This window comes from Kitasatospora sp. NPDC008115 (assembly GCF_042957205.1).
GTDB lineage: Bacteria > Actinomycetota > Actinomycetes > Streptomycetales > Streptomycetaceae > Kitasatospora.
Map to the genome: position 1 here is coordinate 214,264 of NZ_JBIBHU010000011.1, position 20,332 is coordinate 234,595.

A 20,332-nucleotide genomic window follows, 5' to 3' on the forward strand; every position below is an offset into this window, starting at 1 on the left:
CTCAGCCGGTGTGCGGGGGTGCGTCAGCCGCGCAGCGGGATGCCGGGGCGGTCCAGCGTGGGGCGGTCGAGTGGGGGACGGTCGAGTGGGGGACGGTCCAGCGCGGGGCGGTCGAGGCTGCTGCGGTCGAGGCCGCCCTGGCGGGCCGCCGGGACCGTGGTGGCCAGTCCGGTCGGGGCGGGGGAGCGGTCGCGCTCCGGGGCGTGGGCGGCCGGGGCGTGCGCGACCGCCGGGGTGTGGGCGACCGCCGGGGTGTGGGCGGCCAGCTCCTCGGAGCGGTCCGGACGGCTCGGGCTCGGCAGCGCGCCGCCCGCCGCCAGCAGCTCGCTGGTCGGCCGGCGCATCCCGTACCGGCGGTGCACCGCCTGCTTGGTGACCCCGAGGGCCGAGCCCACCGAGTCCCAGGAGAAGCCCAGCGCGCGGTCGAACTCGACCGCCGCCGCCACCAGCGTCTCCACGCTCTCCCGCAACTCCTGCGCCAGGCGCACCGTCGGCGCCGGGGCCCGCCCGTACACCACGAAGCCCGCCGAGGTGCTGGGGCGGCGCGGCCGGTAGACGTTGCCCAACTGGGCGGTGAGCGTCCGCAGGGCGTCGACCTGTCGCCTCACCCGCTCGATGTCCCGCACCAGCAGGTGCAGGCTCGCCCGCGCCCGGGCGTCGTGGTTGATCTGCTCGGCCATGGCCTACGTGCCACCTTCCGTACGGTTCGGCTCGGCCGGAGCGCCCTTCCCGCGCGCTCCGGCCACGGTCAATCACGGTCAATCCCACTTGACCAACGCCGGACCGCCCGCCGGGGTCACGCAGGCGGGGTGAGCGGGATGTGCCGGGACCCGGTTCGGGCGGATTGCATAGACTGGCCGACGGCCGCGTGCACGCCGCTCGGCCCACCATGCGCCAGCAGCCAGACCCCCGCACCCGGACCCGACGGACAGGAGCCCGCATCCGTGGCGATCCAGCCGATCCGCATCTTCGGAGACCCCGTACTGCGCGCCACCGCCCGGCCCGTCACCACCTTCGACAAGGAGCTCCGCACCCTCGTCAAGGACCTCACCGACACCATGCTGGACGCCCCCGGAGCCGGCCTGGCCGCGCCCCAACTCGGCATCTCCCTGCGGGTGTTCACCTACCACGTGGACGGCGTCACCGGGCACCTGATCAACCCCGACCTGTCGCTCAGCGAGGAGGAGCAGGAGGGCCCCGAGGGCTGCCTCTCGCTGCCCGGCCTGCGCTACGACACCCGGCGCGCGCACGGCGTCGTCGCCCGGGGCTTCAACATGTACGGCGACCCGGTCACCGTCGAGGGCACCCGACTGCTCGCCCGCTGCATCCAGCACGAGACCGACCACCTCGACGGCATCATCTTCATCGACCGCCTCGACACCGAGCAGCGGAAGGCCGCGCTCAAGGCGATCCGCGAGGCGGACTGGGGCTCGGGCCCCGCGCCGGTGGTCAAGGTCTCCCCGCACAGCACCTTCGGCGCGGCGCGCTGACGCCCACCGCTTCGAACCACGTCAACTCCGCATTGCAGAAAGGCACTTGATGCGCCTCGTGTTCGCCGGCACCCCCGAGGTCGCCGTTCCCGCCCTGGACGCCCTGCTCGCCTCCGACCGGCACGAGGTCGTCGCGGTGGTCACCCGCCCCGACGCCCCCGCTGGCCGCGGCCGCAAGCTCGTCGCCAGCCCCGTCGCCCAGCGCGCCGAGGAGGCCGGGATCGAGGTCCTCAAGCCGGCGAAGCCCAGCGACCCCGACTTCGTCGCCCGGCTCACCGAGCTCGCCCCCGACTGCTGCCCGGTGGTCGCCTACGGTGCCCTGCTGCGCCCCGGCACCCTGGAGATTCCCGAGCACGGCTGGGTCAACCTGCACTTCTCGCTGCTCCCCGCCTGGCGCGGCGCCGCCCCCGTCCAGCACGCGGTGCTGGCCGGCGACGAGGTCACCGGCGCGTCCACCTTCCTGATCGAGCAGGGCCTCGACTCCGGCCCGGTCTACGGCGTGATCACCGAGGAGGTCCGCCCCGCCGACACCAGCGGCGAGCTGCTGGAGCGGCTCTCGCACTCCGGCGCCCGGCTGCTCGCCGCCACCATGGACGGCATCGCCGACGGCAGCCTGCACGCCGTCCCCCAGCCGGCCGAGGGCGTCACCCTCGCCCCCAAGATCACCGTCGAGGACGCCCGGATCGACTGGAGCGCGCCCGCGCTGCGGGTCGACCGGGTGGTGCGCGGCTGCGCCCCCGCCCCCGGCGCGTGGACGGAGTTCCGCGGCGAGCGGCTCAAGGTCACCGGCCCGGTGCGGCTGCTGCCGGCCTCCACGGACCTCGCCCCGGGCGAGCTGGCCGTCGGCAAGAACAGCGTGCGGGTCGGCACCGGCAGCCACGAGGTCGAACTGGGCGAGGTGCGGCCGCAGGGAAAGAAGGCCATGCGGGCGGCGGACTGGGCGCGCGGCGCGCGCATCGAGTCCGGCGAGCGGCTGGGGGAGAGCGGCTGAGCCCGGTCGTCCGCGTTACTGTTTCGAGAGATCCAGAAATAGCCCCCGCAGCACTTTGAGGCACATCCCATGAGCACGCCCGGCAGTACCCACCGCACCTCCGGCGCCTCCGGCGCGTCCGGAACCCCCGGCGCGTCCGGCGGAAAGCGCGCCCCGCGCCCGCACCGGCGCCCGAAGAAGGACCCGGCGCGAATCGTCGCGTTCCGCGCCCTGCGGGCCGTCGACGAGCGCGACGCGTACGCCAACCTGATCCTCCCGTCGCTGCTCCGCGAGGCCGAGCAGAAGGGCATGGACCGGCGCGACGCCGCCCTCGCCACCGAGCTGGTCTACGGCACCCTGCGGCTCCAGGGCACCTACGACGCGGTCATCGCCGCCTGCATCGACCGCCCGCTCAGCAAGGTCGACCCGCCGGTCCTCGACGTGCTCTCGCTCGGCGCCCACCAGCTGCTCACCACCCGCATCCCCAGCCACGCGGCCGTCTCGGCCACCGTCGAGCTGGCCCGGGTGGTGCTCGGCGACGGCAAGGCCAAGTTCGTCAACGCCGTGCTGCGCCGGATCAGCGCCCACGACCTGGACGCCTGGATCGAGCGGGTCGCCCCGCCGTACGACCAGGACGCCGAGGACCACCTCGCCGTCGTGCACTCCCACCCGCGCTGGGTGGTCGCCGCCCTGTGGGACTCGCTCGGCCGCTGGCAGCCGGACGCCGCCGGGCGCACCGCCGTCGAGGAACTGCTGCGCGCCGACAACGAGCGCCCCGAGGTCACCCTGATCGCCCGCCCCGGCCGGGCCACCGTCGGCGAGCTGGCCGACGCGCTGCCCGAGGCCGAGCCGGGCCGCTGGTCCCCGTTCGCCCTGCGGCTCGCCGAGGGCGGCGACCCGGGCGCGGTCGCGGCGGTGCAGGAGAACCGGGCCGGCGTCCAGGACGAGGGCAGCCAGCTGGTCGCCCTCGCCCTCGCCGCCGCGCCGCTGGACGGCCCCGACCGGCTCTGGCTGGACGGCTGCGCCGGCCCCGGCGGCAAGGCCGCGCTGCTCGCCGCGCTCGCCGCCGAGCGCGGCGCGGCGCTGGTCGCCAGCGAGAAGCAGCCGCACCGGGCCCGGCTGGTCGCCCGGGCACTGGACGGCAACCCCGGCCCGTACACGGTGATCGCCGCCGACGGCACCCGCCCCGCCTGGCGCTCGGGCGGCTTCGACCGCGTCCTCGTCGACGTCCCGTGCTCCGGCCTCGGCGCCCTGCGCCGCCGCCCGGAGGCCCGCTGGCGCCGCCGCCCGCAGGACGTCGCCGCCTTCGGCCCGCTCCAGCGCGACCTGCTGCGCTCGGCCATCGAGGCCACCCGCATCGGCGGCGTGGTCGGCTACGCCACCTGCTCCCCGCACCTCGCGGAGACCCGCGCGGTGGTCGACGACGTCCTGCGCGCCGAGGGCACCCGGGTCGAGTGGATCGACGCCCGCCCCCTGCTCCCCGGCGTCCCCGCCCTCGGCGACGGCCCTGACATCCAGCTGTGGCCGCATCTGCACGGCACGGACGCGATGTACCTGGCGCTCCTGCGCCGCACGGCGTAGCGGGGTCGGGCGGCCGGGCGGTGCCTTTGGGCCCGTCCGGGGTTCGGGTCCTTGGTGCCGGTCCGGTTGTCCGGCTGAGAAAGTGTTGGGGTAATTGATCAACCGCGTGCCGTGACGTGCTGGTGGTGATCTTCGCTTGGGGTGGCGTCGGCGAAGATCACCGCGATGTGTGTCGGTGCGTGCAAGCCTTCCTGTGACTCGTCGTTGACGGCTGCTCAGTGGGCGGTGATCGAGGCGCTGCTGCCGGTGCGGGATCCGCGGCGGGGTGGGCGGCCGTTGGAGTTCCCGCGTCGGCCGGCTGTGGACACCGTGCTGTCCGTGCTGGTCACGGGCTGTGCATGGAGGCTGGTGCCGCATTCATCAGGGTGGAGAGGCGATCGGCTGCGACGCGGGCAAGCGGGTGCGGGGCCGTGAGCGGCACCTGCTCGTGGACACCTGCGGGCTCGTCCTGCGGGCGGTGGTGCACTCGGCCTTCGTCGGCGAGGCGGCGGGCTGCTTCGCAACTGCCCACGAAGCTCCTTCCTTGGGCTCGGCCCCACGCCGCAGAAGCCGAGGGTCACGTCGCGGCGGCCACCGGGCCCAGGGCGGCTCGCGCTGAACCTTTTACGCAAATCGTATGAACTACGCATCATCTGTGATAGTTCCATGCAGGTGGGCTGTCATCGGCCCGTGGCGCGTGGCGTCGGCCACCTCCTTGAGGCAGGAATTCATATGACACTGCGTGGGTTCGATCGCCCGCGTCGGGCGAAGCCGGGGACCGCGAGGAGCGGCGGCGCCCGCGCCGGCAGACGGAGTGCGCCCCGGAGTTCACGCTTGCTCTCCGGCCTGCTCGGTACGTTCGGGGCTCTCATCGGGCGGTCCGGCGGCCTGCGCCGCGTGGCCCCGGTGGCGACCGCGGTGCTGATCGTGATCGCAGCTGTCCCGCTGCTCACCCTCGGTGGGGTCGCCCCTTCCGCATCCGCCACCTCACCCGGAACGCCGGGCACCCCACAGGCGCCGACGCTGGTCTACTCGGAGGACTTCCAGAACGCGCCGGTCGCCGGGGCGACCCGGATCGATCAGTACCGGAGTGCCACGGGTATGGCATATACGGCGGATCCGGCCTATTTGAACCCGGCGCTCTGCAACGGGCTCGTGTTCGGAAGCCAGGCCACCGACGCGGCGCTCACGGCGCAGGGTTTCTGCTTCGCTGCGTGGTATCCGTCCGCGCGCACCATCCCGAATGCGCTGGGGCAGTACCGGGGTCTGGCGGCCCCGACCACCAACCTGGCTGTCGCGGAACAAACAGGGGCGGGCAACGCCTACGCCGGTGTCATGCTGCAAGGAACGGGCATCGCGCTCCCCGCCCCAGGGCGTTTCCTGACGTTCTCGCTGGACGTGGGGAACCTCTGCAATGCGGGAGTGCAGGCGCTCGACCGTTTCTACCTCCTTGACGGGGCTTCGGTCGTGGCGCTGAACTCGATCGACTACAACATCTGTGCCGACCCGGGGCGGAAGACGTACAACGTCAACGGAGCCATTGTCTCGGTCGGTACTTTTGTGGGCGATCAGGCGAAACTGGTCGCAGGCTCCACCGTTGGATTCCGACTGGAGAACCGACGGGCTTCGGGTAGTGGGAACGATCAGTCTTTTGACAACTTCCGAATTCTCGACGTGACCCCGCAGCTGGACAAGTCGTTCAGCCCGATATCGGTCACGACGGGCGGGATATCGAAGCTGACGTTCACGGTGACGAACACGAACGAGCTGGCGGCGAAGAACGGTTGGTCGTTCAAGGATTCGCTTCCTGCGGGGTTGACGGTCGCGGCGAGTCCGGCCGTGTCGACGACGTGTCCCGCGGGTGTGGTGACGGCCGCGGCGGGTGCTACGAGTGTGCAGGTGTCCGGGAACCTGGATGCGGGCATGGCCTCATGCACGGCTTCGGTGGATGTGACGTCATCGAGTTCGGGGAGCTTCACGAATGGGCCGGGCAATGTCACGGTGACGGGTCTGAACCTGCCGGGGTCGAGCACCGTGGTGTTCGAGAAGCCCGCCCTGTCGCTGGTGAAGAGCGCGGATGCGCCGGTCGATGTGAACGGTGATGGTCTCGCGGATGCCGGAGACACGATCCAGTACCGGTTCAAGGTGGAGAACACGGGTGATGTGACGGTCAGTGGGATCGTGGTGAACGACCCACTGGCGGGTGCGGTGGCGTGTCAGGCGTCGACGCTTGCGCCGGGTGCCTCGACAACGTGTACGGCGAACAAGGTCTACACGGTGACCGGGGCGGATGCCGCAGCGGGGGCGGTGGAGAACACGGCGACCGCGTCCGGCACTTCGCCCGCGGGGGCGAGCGTGCGGTCGGGCGAGGCGCAGACGCGTACGCCGCTGACGACGCCGGATCCGAAGATCTCGCTGGTGAAGTCGGTTTCCCCGTCCGATGAGGAGTCGTTCACGGCGGGTCAGACGCTCACCTACTCGTTCGTCGTCACCAATACGGGCAACGTCACGTTGAAGGACGTGAAGGTCACCGAGGGCACGTTCACCGGCACCGGCACCCCGCCGGTCGCCACCTGCCCCGCCGCCCAGACCGCCTCCCTGGCCCCGGGCGCGTCGATGACCTGCACGGCCACCTACACGGTGACGCAGGCGGACGTGGACGCCGGCTCGATCAAGAACTCGGCCACCGTCACCGGCAACCCGCCGACCGGTCCGCCGCCGGTCTCGCCGCCGTCCGAGGTGACCGTCCCGGCACCGTCCGACCCGGCGCTGACCGTGGTGAAGTCGGCTTCGACGGGCAGTCTGGTGGTTGGGGAGAAGGTCACGTACAGCTTCCGCGTCACCAACACCGGGAACGTCACGCTGAAGGATGTGAAGGTCACCGAGGGCGCGTTCACCGGTAGCGGCACGCTCGACCCGGTCGTCTGCCCGAGCAGGGCCGCTTCGCTGGCTCCGGGCGAGTCCGTCGTTTGCACCGCCGGTTACACCGTGACGCAGACGGATGTGGACGCGGGTTCGGTGAAGAACAGCGCGACCGGTACCGGTACGCCGCCGCGTGGCGAGCCGCCGGTCTCCCCGCCGACCGAGACGACCATCACGACGACCGACCAGCCGGGCCTGGTGGTGGTCAAGACCGGCCACAGCAGCAAGCCGGACCAACTCGTCCTCGGTGAGCAGGTCCGGTACGACTTCGCGGTCACCAATACCGGCAACGTCACGCTGAAGGACGTGAAGGTCACCGAGGGCGCGTTCACCGGCAGCGGCACCCTGTCGCCGGTCACCTGCCCGGCCACCGAGGCCGCCTCGCTGGCTCCCGGTGCGTCGATGACCTGCACCGCCACCTACACCGTCACCCAGGCGGATGTGGATGCGGGCTCGATCAAGAACACGGCCACCGCCACCGGCACCCCGCCGCGCGGTGAGCCGCCGGTCTCCCCGCCGTCCGAGACCGTCGTCCCGGCGCCGGAGAAGCCCGCCCTGGCGGTGGTGAAGACCTCTTCCACCGGCACGCTCGTCGCCGGTGAGGAGATCACCTACGCGTTCGCCGTCACCAACACCGGCAATGTGACGCTGAAGGACGTCACGATCAAGGAGGGCCAGTTCACCGGCAGCGGCAAGCTGTCGCCGGTCATCTGCCCGAAGGACACGGCCACCTCCCTGACCCCGGGTGCCACGGTGCTCTGCACCGCCACCTACACGGTCACCCAGGCCGACGTGGACGCGGGCTCGGTGAAGAACGCCGCGACCGCGACAGGTACCCCGCCCAAGGGCGTGCCGCCGGTGTCGCCGCCGTCGGAGACGACCATCAACACCCAGGACCAGACCGGCCTGTCCGTGGTCAAGTCCGCCACCAGCGGCACGGACGACAAGCTGGTCGCCGGCGAGAAGATCACCTACAGCTTCGCGGTGCGCAACACCGGCAACGTGACGCTGAAGGACATCAAGATCACCGAGGGCGAGTTCACCGGCCACGGCACGCTCGACCCGATCACCTGCCCGAAGGAGGCCGCCAACCTGGCGCCCGGCACCACCGTCACCTGCACCACCACGTACACGGTCACCCAGGCCGACGTGGACGCGGGTTCGGTGAAGAACACGGCCACCGCGACGGGTACCCCGCCGCGCGGCGAGCCGCCGGTGTCCCCGCCCTCTGAGGTGGAACTGCCGCAGACGCCCAAGCCGGCGCTGACCGTCGTCAAGTCCGCCGAGACCGAGAAGCCCGGCAAGCTCGTCGCCGGTGAGAAGGTCGCCTACAAGTTCGCCGTCACCAACACCGGCAACGTCACCATCAAGGACGTGAAGGTGAATGAGGGCGAGTTCACCGGCACCGGCAAGCTGTCGCCGGTGGTCTGCCCGAAGGACGGGGCCGCTTCCCTGGCTCCGGGTGCGACGGTGCAGTGCACGGCCGGCTACACGGTGACGCAGGCCGACGTCGACGAGGGCACGATCCGCAACACCGCCACGGGTACCGGCACCCCGCCCAAGGGCGAGCCGCCGGTGTCGCCTCCGTCGGAGGTGACCGTCCCGTCCAACGGACAGGGCGCGCTCGGTCTCACCAAGACCGCCGACGTCACCGACGTCAACGGCAACGGCAAGACCGACACCGGCGACCGCATCGACTGGAAGCTCACCGTCGCCAACCAGGGCACCACCACCGTCACCGGCATCAAGGTCAACGACCCCACCGCCGGCGAAGTGACCTGCCCCAGGACCAGCCTCGCCCCAGGCGAGACGATGGTGTGCACCACCAAGCCGCACACCATCACCACCGAGGACGCCCAGCGCGGCAAGGTCGTCAACACCGCCACCGCCACCGGCACCGGAGCCACCTCCCCCGAGGCCACCGCCACGGTCAAGGTCGAACCCGACCCGGTCACGCCCGCCAAGCCCGCGTCCCCGGAGCCCGGACCGACCGGCATCCTCGCCCGCACCGGCACCGCCGTCCTCACCACAGCCGGAATCGCCACCGCACTGCTGGCCATCGGCGGACTCGCCCTCACCCTCAGCAGGCGTCGCCGCAACAACTGAGGTAGACGGACCTGAGAGGGGTGCCCGTGGCAGCCGGCCACGGACACCCCTCCCCAGGGCCGCACCTGCGCCAGAGCAACTGCAAGCAAACCTGCAACCATGAGACGACGATGGTCCGGACCGCTGAGCGGTCCGGACCATCGTTTGCCCTGGTGGGCAGAGGCAGGGGATAAGAGGTTCGGACTCCACCCCGGCGCGGATCCGCTCCGACAGAAGCGGCTCGATCACCGCCGGAGCATCACGGCACGCAGTTGATCAATTACCCAACACTTTCCGAGGCGGCAGGTTGGTGGCGGTGGTGCCGTATCGTCCTCGCCGCCCGTCCCGGGTGGGCGGCGAGGGGTGGGGGTGTCAGTGGGCGGTGAGGGCGGGGCGGGGGAGTGGGCGGGCGGGGAGGGTGCGGGTGGGGTCGGCGTGGGAGGTGACGGCGCCGCGGACCATGTCGCGCAGCCAGCGGTGGCCGGCGTCCTGGTCGTTGCGCGGGTGCCAGGCCATGCTCAGGACCACGTCGGGCAGGTCCAGCGGGAGGGGGAAGGTGGTCAGGCCGAGGGCCTCGGCCGCGGGGTTGCCGAGGCGGGCGGGGGCGAGGCCGACGAGGTCGGTGTCGCGGAGCAGGAAGAGCGCCGCCGGGTAGCTCGGTACGCTGGCGACGACCCGCCGGGAGAGCCCGAGTTGGGCGAGCCGTTGGTCGACCTGGCCGGGGCCGCGGCCGTGCCGGGAGACCGTGAGGTGGTCGGCGGCGGCGAACTCCTCGGCGGTCGGGGGCGTGCCGTCGCCCAGCGGGTGGCCGGTGCGGGCGATGCCGACGAGGCGGGTGGTGGTGAGGGGTTCGGTGCGGGTCTCGGGGTCGAGGTGGTCGGTGACGCCGACCTCCAGGTCGATCAGGCCGTCGCGCATCGCGCTGGTGCCCTCCAGGTCGTCCCCGAGGAAGCGCAGGGTCACGCTCGGGGCCTGGGTGCGGACCGCCGCCAGCAGGGTCGCGCCGATCGTGGTCAGCAGGATGTCGCCGGTCTGGAGGGTGAAGCGCCGGTTGAGCTCGGCGGGTTCGGCGGCGGAGGGCGGTATCAGCAGTGCCTGGCCCCGGCTGACCAGGGAGCGGACCTCGGAGCGCAGTTCCACCGCGCGTGGCGTCGGCACCAGCCCGCGGCCGGCCCGGACCAGGAGCGGATCGCCCAGTACCCGGCGTAGCCGTCCGAGCGTGCGGCTCATCGCCGGGGCCGAGGTGTGCAGCCGTTCGGCGGCACCGGTCACGCTGCCCTCCTCCAGCAGGGCGTCCAGGGCGACGAGCAGGTTGAGATCGAGGTCCGGCATGGGGTTCTCCGCGGTGGTCGGTCGGCTGGGTGGGGGGATGGGGGTGGGGATGACCGGAAATGGAAAGTGTGCTGACCTTGGCTTCGCGGGAGCGCATGGCGACTCGGCATATGGCGTCGATCGCCACAACTCCCCTTGGGAGTAAAGGATCTGACGTGATGATTGACAATGACATGTCGGTGGAGACCTGCCAAGGAGGCCGTATGCCCACCTTCGCGGCGGCCGACGGCGTACGCCGGCCGGGGACTGGTGGTCTGGACCGGAGGGCTCGCGCCGGAGTGCGCCCGCTCCAGGACGGCGCACCTCCCGGTGTCCGGGCGGGAGAGGGGTGGTGACCGTCTCGTACACGGAGCGCCGGCCGGTGCACGCGCCCGGGCGGCAGGTGGCCTGCCTCTGGACGCGGCACAACGCCCGGGAGTCGTACGACCAGCTCGTCGTACCGGACGGCTGCGTGGACCTGGTCTGGTCGGACGCGGGGCTGGAGGTGGTCGGCCCGGACCGCGCGCCCCGCAGCGTTCCGGTGCGCGGCGGGGCGGAGCTGGCCGGGGTGCGGTTCCGGCCCGGTGCGGCGGGGCTGTTGCTGGGCGCCGTGCCGGTGCGGGAGCTCTGCGACCGCCAGGTGCCGCTGGCCGAGCTGGTCGGCGCGCCGGCGGCGGAGCGGCTCGGGGAGCGTTTGGCGGGGGCTCGCGGGTCGCGTGAGGCGGTGGCGGAGCTGGACGCGTTCGCGGCCGCGCTCGTGTCCGGGTGGGAGCCGGACCGGGTGGTCGAACGGGCGGTGGCCGCCCTGGGGCGCGTGCGAGGGGCGCGCGTGCCGGATCTTGCGGCGGAACTGGGGCTCTCGGAGCGGCAGTTGCGCCGCCGACTGGTCGACGCGGTCGGCTACGGGCCGAAGACCCTGCACGCCGTGCTGCGCTTCCAGCGGGCGCTGGCCTGCGCGCGGCCGGGTGGGAGAGGGCTGGCGGAGGTGGCGCTGCGGGCCGGGTACGCCGACCAGGCGCACCTCACCAGGGAGGTGCGCCGGTGGGCGGGGGTGCCGCCGACGGTGCTGTTGGGCCGAAGGGGAGCGGACTGACCGGATGCTAGGCGGACGCCCGGTCGTAGGCGCGGAGTGTGATCAGTGCCTGGAGGGTCACGCCGGGGCGGGCCTCGGACTCGGTGGTCGCCGACCAGAGCGCCCAGTGGATCCGCCAGCCGCCGTCCGGCTGCTGGGTGGCGGCGAGGTGGTCGAGGCTGCGCGTCAGTTCCTGCTCGGTGAACCAGTCGCGGGCCAGGCTGTCGGGTGTGCGGGCGTAGTCGTGCGGCAGGTGGTGCTCGCCCGGGGCGTAGCCCGGGGCGATCCGCGCCTCCTCGGGCCGGTCCGGGTCGAGGAGGACGATCCGCTGCTCGCGGACGAGCCGGCCCAGGCGGGCCGCCGCGTCGCGGGCCCAGACGGTGTCCGGGGCGGCGTCGAGGAAGCGCAGCGCGGCGCCCGCCTCGTACGGGTGGGTCGCGCCGAGGTTCTCGACGGCGGTGCGGCAGAACGCGGTGGCGGCGGTGAGCCACGGGTGCTCGATGCCCTGGCGCAGCAGCGGGGCCACGATCTGCCCGGTGGACAGCAGTTCGCCGACGGGCTTCGCGCCTTCATCGGGCACCGGCAGGAACGGCGGCCGCGGGTAGGGCCGCAGGGTCGGCAGGGCGACGGGGACGCCGCCGTCGGGTGCGGCGACCTCGGCCAGCCAGTCGCAGACCAGCCCGGCGCGGGCCTGGTCCAGGGCCCCGGCCTCCTCCAGGGCGAGCAGCGCGGTCGGGACGGCGATGGGCTGGGAGGCCGGGCCCCGGACGTCGGGTTCGAGGCCGTAGGCGAAGCCCCCGTCGGGGGAGAGGTGGGCGTTCAGGGCGGCGAGGACGCCCTCGGGGTCGGGCTCGGCGCCGAAGAGGTGGGCGAAGCGGCGTTGCTCGATGACGCGCCCGGAGGTCCAGAGGAAGCGGGCGGCGGCGTCGAGCCTGGTGGCCGTGAGGCGTGTGGTGCGGGTCATGACTCGACCGTAGGGGGCGCGGGGGCGGCGGTCTTGAACGATTCGGACGCGGAGGACGCGGCGTCGGACACGGTGTCGGACACGGCGTAGGACGCGGTGCGGGACGTACCGTCGGACGCTGTGCCGGACGCGGCCGCCCGGGCCCAGCAGGACTGCAGCGGGCGGTAGTCGGTCACGGTGACACCGTGCTCGGCGAGCAGTTCGCGGGTGCGCGGGGCGAGGAGGAAGACGTAATCGGAGCGGCGCACCCGCCAGCCGCCGTCGCCCGGACGGGTGGCGGGCGTGGCGAGGCTGGGGTGGACGGCCCACTCGGTCAGGCCCGGGGGGAGTGCGGCGAGCAGGCGGGCGTAGTGGGCGGGCTTGTCGTCGAGCGGGACCGAGAAGCTGTCCAGGAAGGGGTGGTCGACCACCGGCAGCCCGCGGGCGCGCAGGCGTTCCAGCGCGGGGGCGAGCCAGATCCGCACGGCCAGGCCGTACTCGGCGCCGAGCGCGAGCGCGAGGTCGAGGAGGTCGGGGCGGCCGGCGTCGGCCAAGCAGTGGAAGTCGAGGTGGGTCGGGTGCGGTCCCGGTCCGGTGGCGGCCTCGATCTGGGCCCTGAACTCCCTTTCGACCTCGGCTGCTTGAGCCCGTGCGAGCAGCCGGGCGCGGCCCTCGGGGGTGGCGGGGAGGAGCCGGCCCGCGGGGTCGAGCAGTGAGGGGACGGCGGCGGCCGGGGCGACCGGGCCCCAGCGGTGGCCGGGCTCGTCGGTGTCGCAGACCAGGGTGAGGTGGATCCCGAACGGCAGCCCGGGGCGCTCGCGCAGCAGGCGCAGCGCGTGTGCGGAGCCCGGGCAGCCGGTCATGAGGCTGCAGGAGGCGGCGACGCCGTGTTCGATCGCCTCGACGACGGCGAGGTTGACGTCCTCGTTCAGGCCGAAGTCGTCGCAGTTGAGGAGCAGCAGGCGGGTGCCCGGCGGGTGGCCGAGCAGCTCGGTGGCGAGGGTGGTCGGCTGGGTCACCTCCGCAAGTCTGCCGGGGCGGAGCGGGCGGCGCAGCCGGGTTTTCCTCAGCCTTCGCGGGCGGCGCGGCGCTGTCGCTTGCCGAGCGGGGCCTGGGAGAGGTCCTCGGCCTGGGAGCGGAGGTTCTTGTAGCCGTAGCCGCGTTCGTCGAGCCAGTCGCGGGCGGACCGTTCGGCGCGCTCGGTGGCGTCGAGGATGTCCTCCTCGGCCTCGCCGGTGTCCTGGTAGCGGAAGGTGAAGACGGCGCGGGCGCTCAGGTCGTAGCTGAGCCTGCCCTCGGGGGTGAAGGCGGCGAAGAGGATGTCGTGCTCCGCGGCGCGCGACTGCAACTCGGCGTGCTGCTCGGGGGTGAGGCCGTCGAAGACGCCGCGGACGGTGATGCGGAAGGTGCGGGTGGTCATCGGGCGAGCGTATGCGGTGCCCGGCGGGGCGGGCGACGGGTTTTCGGGGGAGCCGGCGGGGCGGCCCGGGGCGTCCTCGTCGAGGTGGGAGCCGTGGTCCGCCCGGACGCAGCTGTAGGGGAGCGGCGGGAAGCCGTTGAACCCCCGGGTGGTGTACGAGGTGGCGTAGGCGCCGCAGGAGAGGATCCACACCGGGTCGCCCGAGGCGGCGTCCTGGGGGACGGGCACGCCGGCGCACTCGTCGTCGTAGGCGTCGTCGCTGTCGCAGGTGGGGCCCGCGACCACGGCGGGCACGGTCGGCGCACCGGGGTGCGTCGGGAACTCCAGCCGGTAGCGCAGTTCGTCCATCTCGTACAGGCCGTTGAACTTGCCGCAGCCCAGGTAGAGCCAGTGGACCCGCTCCCCGTCGAGCTTCTGGCGTTCAGTCAGCCGGGTGACGTGGGAGCGGATCGCGCCGTGGTCGGCGACCAGGTGGCGGCCCGGCTCCAGCAGGAACTCCAGCGGCCCGGCGGAGACCTCGCGCAGGTGCTGCACGCCCTCCCGGATCACCGCGAACATCTTGTCCAGCGGGGGGTGGAGCGGGTTCCCGCGCCGGTCCAGCACACCGAGCGCGGGCAGGCCGCCGCCGAGGTTGACGTGGTCCAGTGCGATGCCGAGCCGGTTGGCCTCCTCGATCAGCGGGGCGGCCGTCTCCAGGGCGTACTGCCAGGCCTCGGAGGTGAGTTGCTGCGATCCGACGTGCACGGACAGGCCGGCCGGGACCAGTCCGGCGGCCCGGGCCGCCGCCAGTATCCGGATCGCGTCCTCGGGCGAGCAGCCGAACTTGCGGCTCAGCCCCCACAGGGCGCCCTCGCCGGTGGTGGCGAGCCGGCAGAACACCCTTGCTCCGGGGGCGTGTTCGGCGATCGCGGCGACGTCGGCCAGGCTGTCGGTGGCGAAGTCGCGCACGCCGAGCCGGTACGCCTCGGCGATCTGGCGGTCGGACTTGATGGTGTTGCCGTAGTGGACCCGCCCGGCCGGCACACCGGTGCGCAGCGCCTGGGCGATCTCCTGCGGACCGGCGGCGTCGAAGCCGGCGCCCCGGGCGGCCAGGCAGGCGAGCACCTCGTCGACCGGGCAGGCCTTCATGGCGAACCGGACGTCGAAGCCCGGCAGTTCGCGCAGCAGGGCGTCGTACTGGGCCTCGATGCCGTCGAGGTCGAAGATGATCCGGTCGTCCTCGGCGGAGGCCAGGGCGGTGCGCAGGCGTCCGTAGTCAGGCATCGGCGGCGTTGGTGTCGGCGTCGGTGCCGGTGCTGGAGGGGTGCCAGGAGTCGGGCTTAGGCATCACGTCACTCCACGGTTCGGGTCGGAGGTCTGGTCGGTCGGTGGCCCTGCGCGGCGGTCGGAGGGGTGGCCGCGGGGCAGGGCGGTGCGGGGCCGGGGCGCGGGGATCAGGGAGGGGTTTCGCGTCCGGCAGATGGGTGCCGCCGCTTGTTTCAGCCGCGCCAACGGAAGGTGGCCCTACGGTGGACTAGACCAACTTTCAGTGTCAACCCTCGCCCCTCCGGCCACCGGCCGCCATCGTCGGTCAGTGGGCGACCGGCCTTGACCTGCAACGGAGTTCGGGTGCGGCGGGTTTGGCGCAACGTCAGATCGAAGGGGGAATCGGGGGGTGCCTGTTCGGGCAGGCGGCTTCCTCAAGGGGCAAGTGGCGCCCGGGGCGGGCGAGATGGCGTGTCCGCGGGATCCGGGCGGGTGTCCGGGTCGGGTGCGAGGCCATCGTGATGTGTCCCTGATGTCAGGTGCCGGTGCGATCGCCACCGGCCCGAGGAGCATGGCCGAGGCCGCTCCCCCTCGGGCCCCCGGGCCCGAGGGGGAGCGGCCTGGGCCGGCTCAGAGCGCGACGGTCCGCAGGTACGAACCGTCGCCGCGGATCCCGGCCAGCAGCAGGGCGTGGCCGCCCGGGGCGACGGCGGCGGCCGAGACGCCGTCCAGGCCGAAGCCGGTGAGCGTCTCGCCCGGGAGGTTGGCGTCGGTGGCGGTGTCGTAGGCGAGTACCGAGGCCTGCGGCGTCCAGCTGTCCTTGAGCAGATAGAGCCGCCCGCCGTCCGGGCTCACCGCCACGTAGTGGAGGTCTACGGGTGAGTTGGCGAAGGTGAAGAGCGGCCGCGCGACGTCGGTTCCGGTGTTCACGGCGTAGCCGGTGCCGGCGGAGGCCTGCGCGCCCAGCGCGTACAGCCGCAGGCCGTCCGGCGAGGCGGCCAGCTCGGTGGCGGCGCCGAGCCGCTCGACGGTGCGCAGCGCGGTCGGCACCGGGGTGGTGGTGTCGAGGTGCTCGACGCCGAGGTCGGTGGCGACGTACGCGGCGGCGCCGCCCGCCTGGAGGGCCAGCCCGTTCACGCCGTGGCCGCGCAGCGGCAGGGCGCCGGTGAACGCGCCCCGGTCGGCGCCGAACACCAGGACCCGGCCGGGGAGCACGCCCTGGCCGTCGGCGGCCGGGCCGTACTGGCCGGCGTAGACCTTCGAGCCGTCCGGGCTCACCGCCAGCCCGGTGAGCGCGCCCGGCGTCCAGCCGGCCGGGCGCGGCTGCTCCGGTGCCGGGGTGCGTGAGAGCACGGTGCCGGTGGTCGTGTCCACCGCCACCAGTCGGTCCGCCACGACCACGTAGAGCCGCCGGCCGTCCTGGCTCACCACGGGCCTCCCGGCGGCGCCGTCCTCGGCCAGCGGCAGCTCGGCGACGACCGCGCCGCTGCGGAGGTCCACGGTCCGCAGCGCGACCGGCGTGCGGGCGCCGGCCCGGTCGGCCGCCACGACGTACGCCTTGGTCCCCTCCGGGCTGACGGCCAGCCCGAGCGCCCGCCAGCCGACGGCGGTGCCGTTGGCCGTGGCGGTGGTGGTGCCGGCTCCCGGTGCCGGGTCGGCGACGGCTGCCCCGGCGCCGGCCCCGGTCAGCAGGAGCGCCGCGGCAGCTGCCAGGGCTCCGCTCCAATGGGCTTTCCACACACGCGAATTCATGAATCCCCACTCTGTGGTCTAGACCTCATGTCGTGGTGCGAGGGCAACGCTAGGGCACCCGGGCGGCCTTGCGGCGTCGGTTTTTGGACCTTGTGCGGACGGGGGAGGCGGGTGCTGTTCCCGGTTCGGCCATAGGTTCGGTCTATGGGGTCATAGATCGACACCGCCTACAGTGGCGAGGTCCGGCCCGGTTGGGTGGGAGTGGGTCACCCTCGCCCGTCCCGCCTGTCCTGTCCGGACGGGTTCCGCCCTGTTCCGCCCCGTTTCGTTCGTCCCCGTTTCGTTCGTCCCCGTTCGGAGGATGGTCCCGCCATGACCCGCCCGATCCGCGTCGCGATCGTCGGCGCCGGCCCCGCCGGCATCTACGCCGCCGACGCCCTGCTGAAGTCCGACGCCGCCCAGCAGCCCGGGGTCTCCATCGACCTCTTCGAGCGGATGCCCGCGCCGTTCGGACTGATCCGGTACGGCGTGGCGCCCGACCACCCGCGGATCAAGGGCATCATCACCGCGCTGCACCAGGTGCTGGACAAGCCGCAGATACGTTTGTTCGGCAACGTCGACTACCCCTCCGACCTCGCGCTGGACGACCTCCACCGGTTCTACGACGCCGTGGTCTTCTCCACCGGCGCGATGGCCGACCGCGCGCTCGACATCCCCGGTGTGGGGCTCGACGGCTCGTACGGCGCCGCCGACTTCGTCTCCTGGTACGACGGCCACCCGGACGTGCCGCGCACCTGGCCGCTGGAGGCCGAGAAGGTCGCCGTGCTCGGCGCGGGCAACGTCGCCCTGGACGTCGCCCGCATCCTCGCCAAGACCGCGGACGAGCTGCTGCCCACCGAGATCCCGCCGAACGTCCACGAGGGCCTGAAGCGCAACCGGGCGCTGGAGGTGCACGTCTTCGGCCGCCGCGGCCCGGCCCAGGCCAAGTTCAGCCCGATGGAGCTGCGCGAGCTCGACCACTCGCCGAACATCGAGGTGATCGTCAACCCCGAGGACATCGAGTACGACGACGGCTCGATCGCCGAGCGGCGTGGCGCCAAGCACGTCGACATGGTCGCCTCGACCATCGAGAACTGGGCCATCCGCGATGTCGGCGACCGCCCGCACCGGCTCTACCTGCACTTCTTCGAGTCCCCGGTGGAGGTGCTGGGCGAGGACGGCCGGGTGGTCGGCCTGCGCACCGAGCGCACCGAGCTCGACGGCACCGGCAACGTGCGCGGCACCGGCCGGTTCACCGACTGGGACGTGCAGTCCGTCTACCGGGCCATCGGGTACTACTCCGACGAACTGCCCAAGCTGCCGTTCGACCCGGTCTCCGGCACCGTCCCCAACGCGGCCGGCCGGGTGCTCGCCGCCGACGGCTCGCACCAGGACGCCGTGTACGTGACCGGCTGGATCAAGCGCGGGCCGGTCGGCCTCATCGGCCACACCAAGGGCGACGCCAACGAGACCGTCGCCTGCCTGCTCGCCGACCACACCGAGGGCCGCCTGCCCGGCGCCGCCGAGCCCGACCCCGAGGCGGTCGTCGGCCACCTGCGCGAGCGCGGGGTTCGGTTCACCACCTGGCAGGGCTGGCACGAGCTGGACGCCCACGAGCGCGCGCTGGGCGCGGCGGAGGGGCGCGAGCGGGTCAAGGTGGTGGAGCGCGAGGAGATGCTCCGGCGCAGCGGGGCCTGAGGGCCAAGCCTTCGGGTCGGGCCTCGGGCCGTCAGGCCTCCGACGGCGGCGGGGCGAGGACGAGCGGCCAGGCGTCCTCGCCGGCCAGCACGTCGTCCAGCGCGAGCCCAGGCCCTGCGGTGAACACGGCGGTCGCGGCGTCGGCCCGGGCGTACAGCTCCGGGTCGACGGCCGCGTCCGCGCGCAGCAGCAGTGCCGCCCCGGGGACGGCGGGCGAGCGTTCCGGGAAGGCCTCCGGGTCGGCGCCGATCTGCCGGAGCGCGAACGGGTACGCCGCCACCGCGACGGTCAGCCGGCCGCCGTCGAGGGCGTGCTCCGCCCAGCCGTCGGTGGGCAGCAGGAAGAACGCGCCGTCCCCCTCGTGGCCGTAGCGGCCCAGCTTCGCGACGGCCCGCTCCCCGGGCGGGCCGTCCGGGTCGACGAGCAGCGCCACCACGGGCGCGTCCGGGTCGTCGGGGTTGATGCCGCTGCGGACGTGGAGCCTGGCCACGGGCGACCTCCGGTCGGGATGGAGCGGTTCGGACGGGCGCCCCACACGCTAGCGGGCGGCTAGGACAGGTGGTCGCGGGGAGGGTGGTTGTCCTCACTGTCTGCTGTCATGAACGTGACGTTAACGCTCCGGCGGCGGGTCCGGCAGGAGAAGCGCGGGCTCCGGATCAGGTGCCGCCCCGGCCCTCCGCTTCCGTCCTGCCGTGAGGTGGCGGGTGAGGGCGAGGGTGGCGAGGAGGGCGAGCAGGGCGCAGACGCCGGGCCAGCCGGCCAGCGCGTGGGCGCGCGACCCGAGCCAGGAGCCGGCGCTGCCGCCGAGGTAGCCGACGGTCATGTACGCGGTGTTGAGCCGGCTGCGGGCGTCGGCGCGCAGGTCGTACACCCGGGTCTTGTTGGCGATCATGCCGGACTGCATCGCGACGTCCAGCAGCAGCGTGCCCGCCACCAGGACGGCCAGGCCCGCCGCGCCGCCACCGCCCGCGGCCGACAGGACGGCGGCCGAGGCCAGGACGCCGAGCATCGAGACCAGGTTCACCGGCTCGGCGCCCCGGCGGTCCACCACCCGTCCGGCGAACGGCGTGCAGACCATCGTCGCCGCGCCGACCAGTGCGACCAGCCCCGCCGCCGAGGCGCCCAGCCCGTATTCGGGGCCGGTCAGCAGCAGCGGCAGGCAGGTCCAGACGGCGGAGAAGCCCGCGAAGACCGTCGCCTGGTAGAAGCCGGAGCGGCGCAGCTCCGGCTCCGTGCGCAGCAGCCGCAGCGGCGCCGCGAGCAGCGCCCGGTACGGGGCCCGGCCGGGCGGGACGGCGGCGGTGACGCCCGGCAGCGCCCGGGTCAGGACGGCGGCGAGCAGCAGCGTCAGCGCCCCGGCCGCCAGGTACGGCGCGCGCCAGCCCAGCCACTCGCCGAGGGTGCCGCCGAACGTCCGGGCCAGCAGCATGCCGCCGGTCGATCCGCTCAGCAGCGTGCCCAGCACCGCCCCGCGCCGGTCGGCGGCCACCAGCCCGGCCGCCATCGGCGAGATCACCTGGGCGGCGACCGTGGTGACGCCGACGGCGAAGCTCGCGACGAGCAGCACCGGCAGCGTCGGCGCGCAGCCCGCCGCGAGCAGTTCGAGCCCGGTCAGCCCGAGCAGGCTGACCAGCAGCGGGCGGTTGGGCAGCCGGTCGCCGAGCGGGACCAGGAGGAATATCCCGGTGGAGTAGCCGATCTGAGTGGCCGTCACCACCGAGGCGGCGGCGCCCTTGGATATGCCCAGGCCTGCGGCGATCAGCGGTGTGATCGCCTGCGCGAAGTAGATGGTGCCCACCCCGACCGCGCAGGTGAGGGAGAGCAGCAGGAGGAGTCGGCGGGTCATGGGGGGAGGTTGGCGCGCCACCGGGCCCGCCCACAAACG

General features: G+C 73.4%; 14 protein-coding genes and 2 pseudogenes. 7 read left to right on the plus strand and 9 right to left on the minus strand.

What is annotated here, in order from left to right:
• Window positions 1-23 precede the first annotated feature (23 nt).
• Window positions 24-680 carry a hypothetical protein gene (locus tag ACFZBX_RS16675; RefSeq protein ID WP_391534462.1) on the minus strand — a complete coding sequence of 219 codons (657 nt, stop codon included), beginning with the start codon at window positions 678-680 and terminating at the stop codon, window positions 24-26.
• A 264-nt stretch (window positions 681-944) separates the two neighbouring features.
• Here ACFZBX_RS16675 and def point away from each other — a divergent pair, with 264 nt between their 5' ends.
• From def to ACFZBX_RS16700, 5 genes and pseudogenes are all read left to right on the plus strand, one after another.
• Window positions 945-1,490, plus strand: a complete 546-nt coding sequence (gene def / locus ACFZBX_RS16680) for a peptide deformylase (RefSeq protein WP_391534463.1) — start codon at window positions 945-947, stop codon at window positions 1,488-1,490.
• A 49-nt stretch (window positions 1,491-1,539) separates the two neighbouring features.
• Complete coding sequence (gene fmt, locus ACFZBX_RS16685) at window positions 1,540-2,481, plus strand: methionyl-tRNA formyltransferase (RefSeq protein WP_391534464.1); 942 nt, start codon at window positions 1,540-1,542, stop codon at window positions 2,479-2,481.
• Window positions 2,482-2,550: 69 nt separating this feature from the next.
• The gene (locus tag ACFZBX_RS16690) at window positions 2,551-4,041 is read left to right on the plus strand and encodes an RsmB/NOP family class I SAM-dependent RNA methyltransferase (protein ID WP_391534465.1); all 1,491 of its coding nucleotides are present in this window, start codon (window positions 2,551-2,553) and stop codon (window positions 4,039-4,041) included.
• A 165-nt stretch (window positions 4,042-4,206) separates the two neighbouring features.
• Window positions 4,207-4,534: pseudogene (locus ACFZBX_RS16695) on the plus strand (transposase); the annotation flags it as partial.
• 320 nt (window positions 4,535-4,854) lie between these two features.
• A complete protein-coding gene (locus ACFZBX_RS16700; protein WP_391534466.1) occupies window positions 4,855-9,048 on the plus strand; it encodes a hypothetical protein in 4,194 nt (1,397 codons plus the stop codon).
• Window positions 9,049-9,399: 351 nt separating this feature from the next.
• Here ACFZBX_RS16700 and ACFZBX_RS16705 read toward each other — a convergent pair whose 3' ends face one another.
• Window positions 9,400-10,359, minus strand: coding sequence for a LysR family transcriptional regulator (locus ACFZBX_RS16705; RefSeq protein WP_391534467.1), 960 nt, complete (start codon window positions 10,357-10,359; stop codon window positions 9,400-9,402).
• 331 nt (window positions 10,360-10,690) lie between these two features.
• On the opposite strand from ACFZBX_RS16705, the gene ACFZBX_RS16710 reads away from it, so the two are divergent.
• Window positions 10,691-11,431 (plus strand): helix-turn-helix domain-containing protein, encoded by a 741-nt coding sequence (locus ACFZBX_RS16710; protein ID WP_391534468.1) that lies wholly within the window; start codon window positions 10,691-10,693, stop codon window positions 11,429-11,431.
• Between the two features lie 7 nt (window positions 11,432-11,438).
• Here ACFZBX_RS16710 and ACFZBX_RS16715 read toward each other — a convergent pair whose 3' ends face one another.
• The 5 genes and pseudogenes from ACFZBX_RS16715 to ACFZBX_RS16735 form a co-directional block, all read right to left on the minus strand.
• Window positions 11,439-12,374 carry a hypothetical protein gene (locus tag ACFZBX_RS16715; protein ID WP_391534469.1) on the minus strand — a complete coding sequence of 312 codons (936 nt, stop codon included), beginning with the start codon at window positions 12,372-12,374 and terminating at the stop codon, window positions 11,439-11,441.
• Window positions 12,371-13,372, minus strand: coding sequence for a ChbG/HpnK family deacetylase (locus tag ACFZBX_RS16720; RefSeq protein WP_391534470.1), 1,002 nt, complete (start codon window positions 13,370-13,372; stop codon window positions 12,371-12,373). Before ACFZBX_RS16720 ends, ACFZBX_RS16715 begins: the two co-directional genes overlap by 4 nt.
• Window positions 13,373-13,419: 47 nt before the next feature.
• Window positions 13,420-13,773, minus strand: coding sequence for a DUF6204 family protein (locus ACFZBX_RS16725; protein WP_391534497.1), 354 nt, complete (start codon window positions 13,771-13,773; stop codon window positions 13,420-13,422).
• A 105-nt stretch (window positions 13,774-13,878) separates the two neighbouring features.
• Window positions 13,879-15,036, minus strand: a pseudogene (locus tag ACFZBX_RS16730) (type III PLP-dependent enzyme); the annotation flags it as partial.
• 612 nt (window positions 15,037-15,648) lie between these two features.
• Window positions 15,649-16,770 carry a hypothetical protein gene (locus tag ACFZBX_RS16735; RefSeq protein ID WP_391534471.1) on the minus strand — a complete coding sequence of 374 codons (1,122 nt, stop codon included), beginning with the start codon at window positions 16,768-16,770 and terminating at the stop codon, window positions 15,649-15,651.
• Window positions 16,771-17,082: 312 nt separating this feature from the next.
• Between ACFZBX_RS16735 and ACFZBX_RS16740 the strand changes: the two genes are divergently transcribed.
• Entirely contained in the window at window positions 17,083-18,447 is a 1,365-nt protein-coding gene (locus ACFZBX_RS16740; protein WP_391534472.1) for an FAD-dependent oxidoreductase, read from the plus strand.
• Window positions 18,448-18,478: 31 nt separating this feature from the next.
• On the opposite strand, the gene ACFZBX_RS16745 is transcribed toward ACFZBX_RS16740, so the two are convergent.
• On the minus strand, window positions 18,479-18,937 hold the full coding sequence (locus ACFZBX_RS16745; protein WP_391534473.1) for a hypothetical protein: 459 nt from the start codon (window positions 18,935-18,937) through the stop codon (window positions 18,479-18,481).
• 120 nt (window positions 18,938-19,057) lie between these two features.
• Window positions 19,058-20,293: an MFS transporter gene (locus ACFZBX_RS16750; protein ID WP_391534474.1), complete on the minus strand. Its 1,236-nt coding sequence runs from the start codon at window positions 20,291-20,293 to the stop codon at window positions 19,058-19,060.
• Window positions 20,294-20,332: the final 39 nt, after the last annotated feature.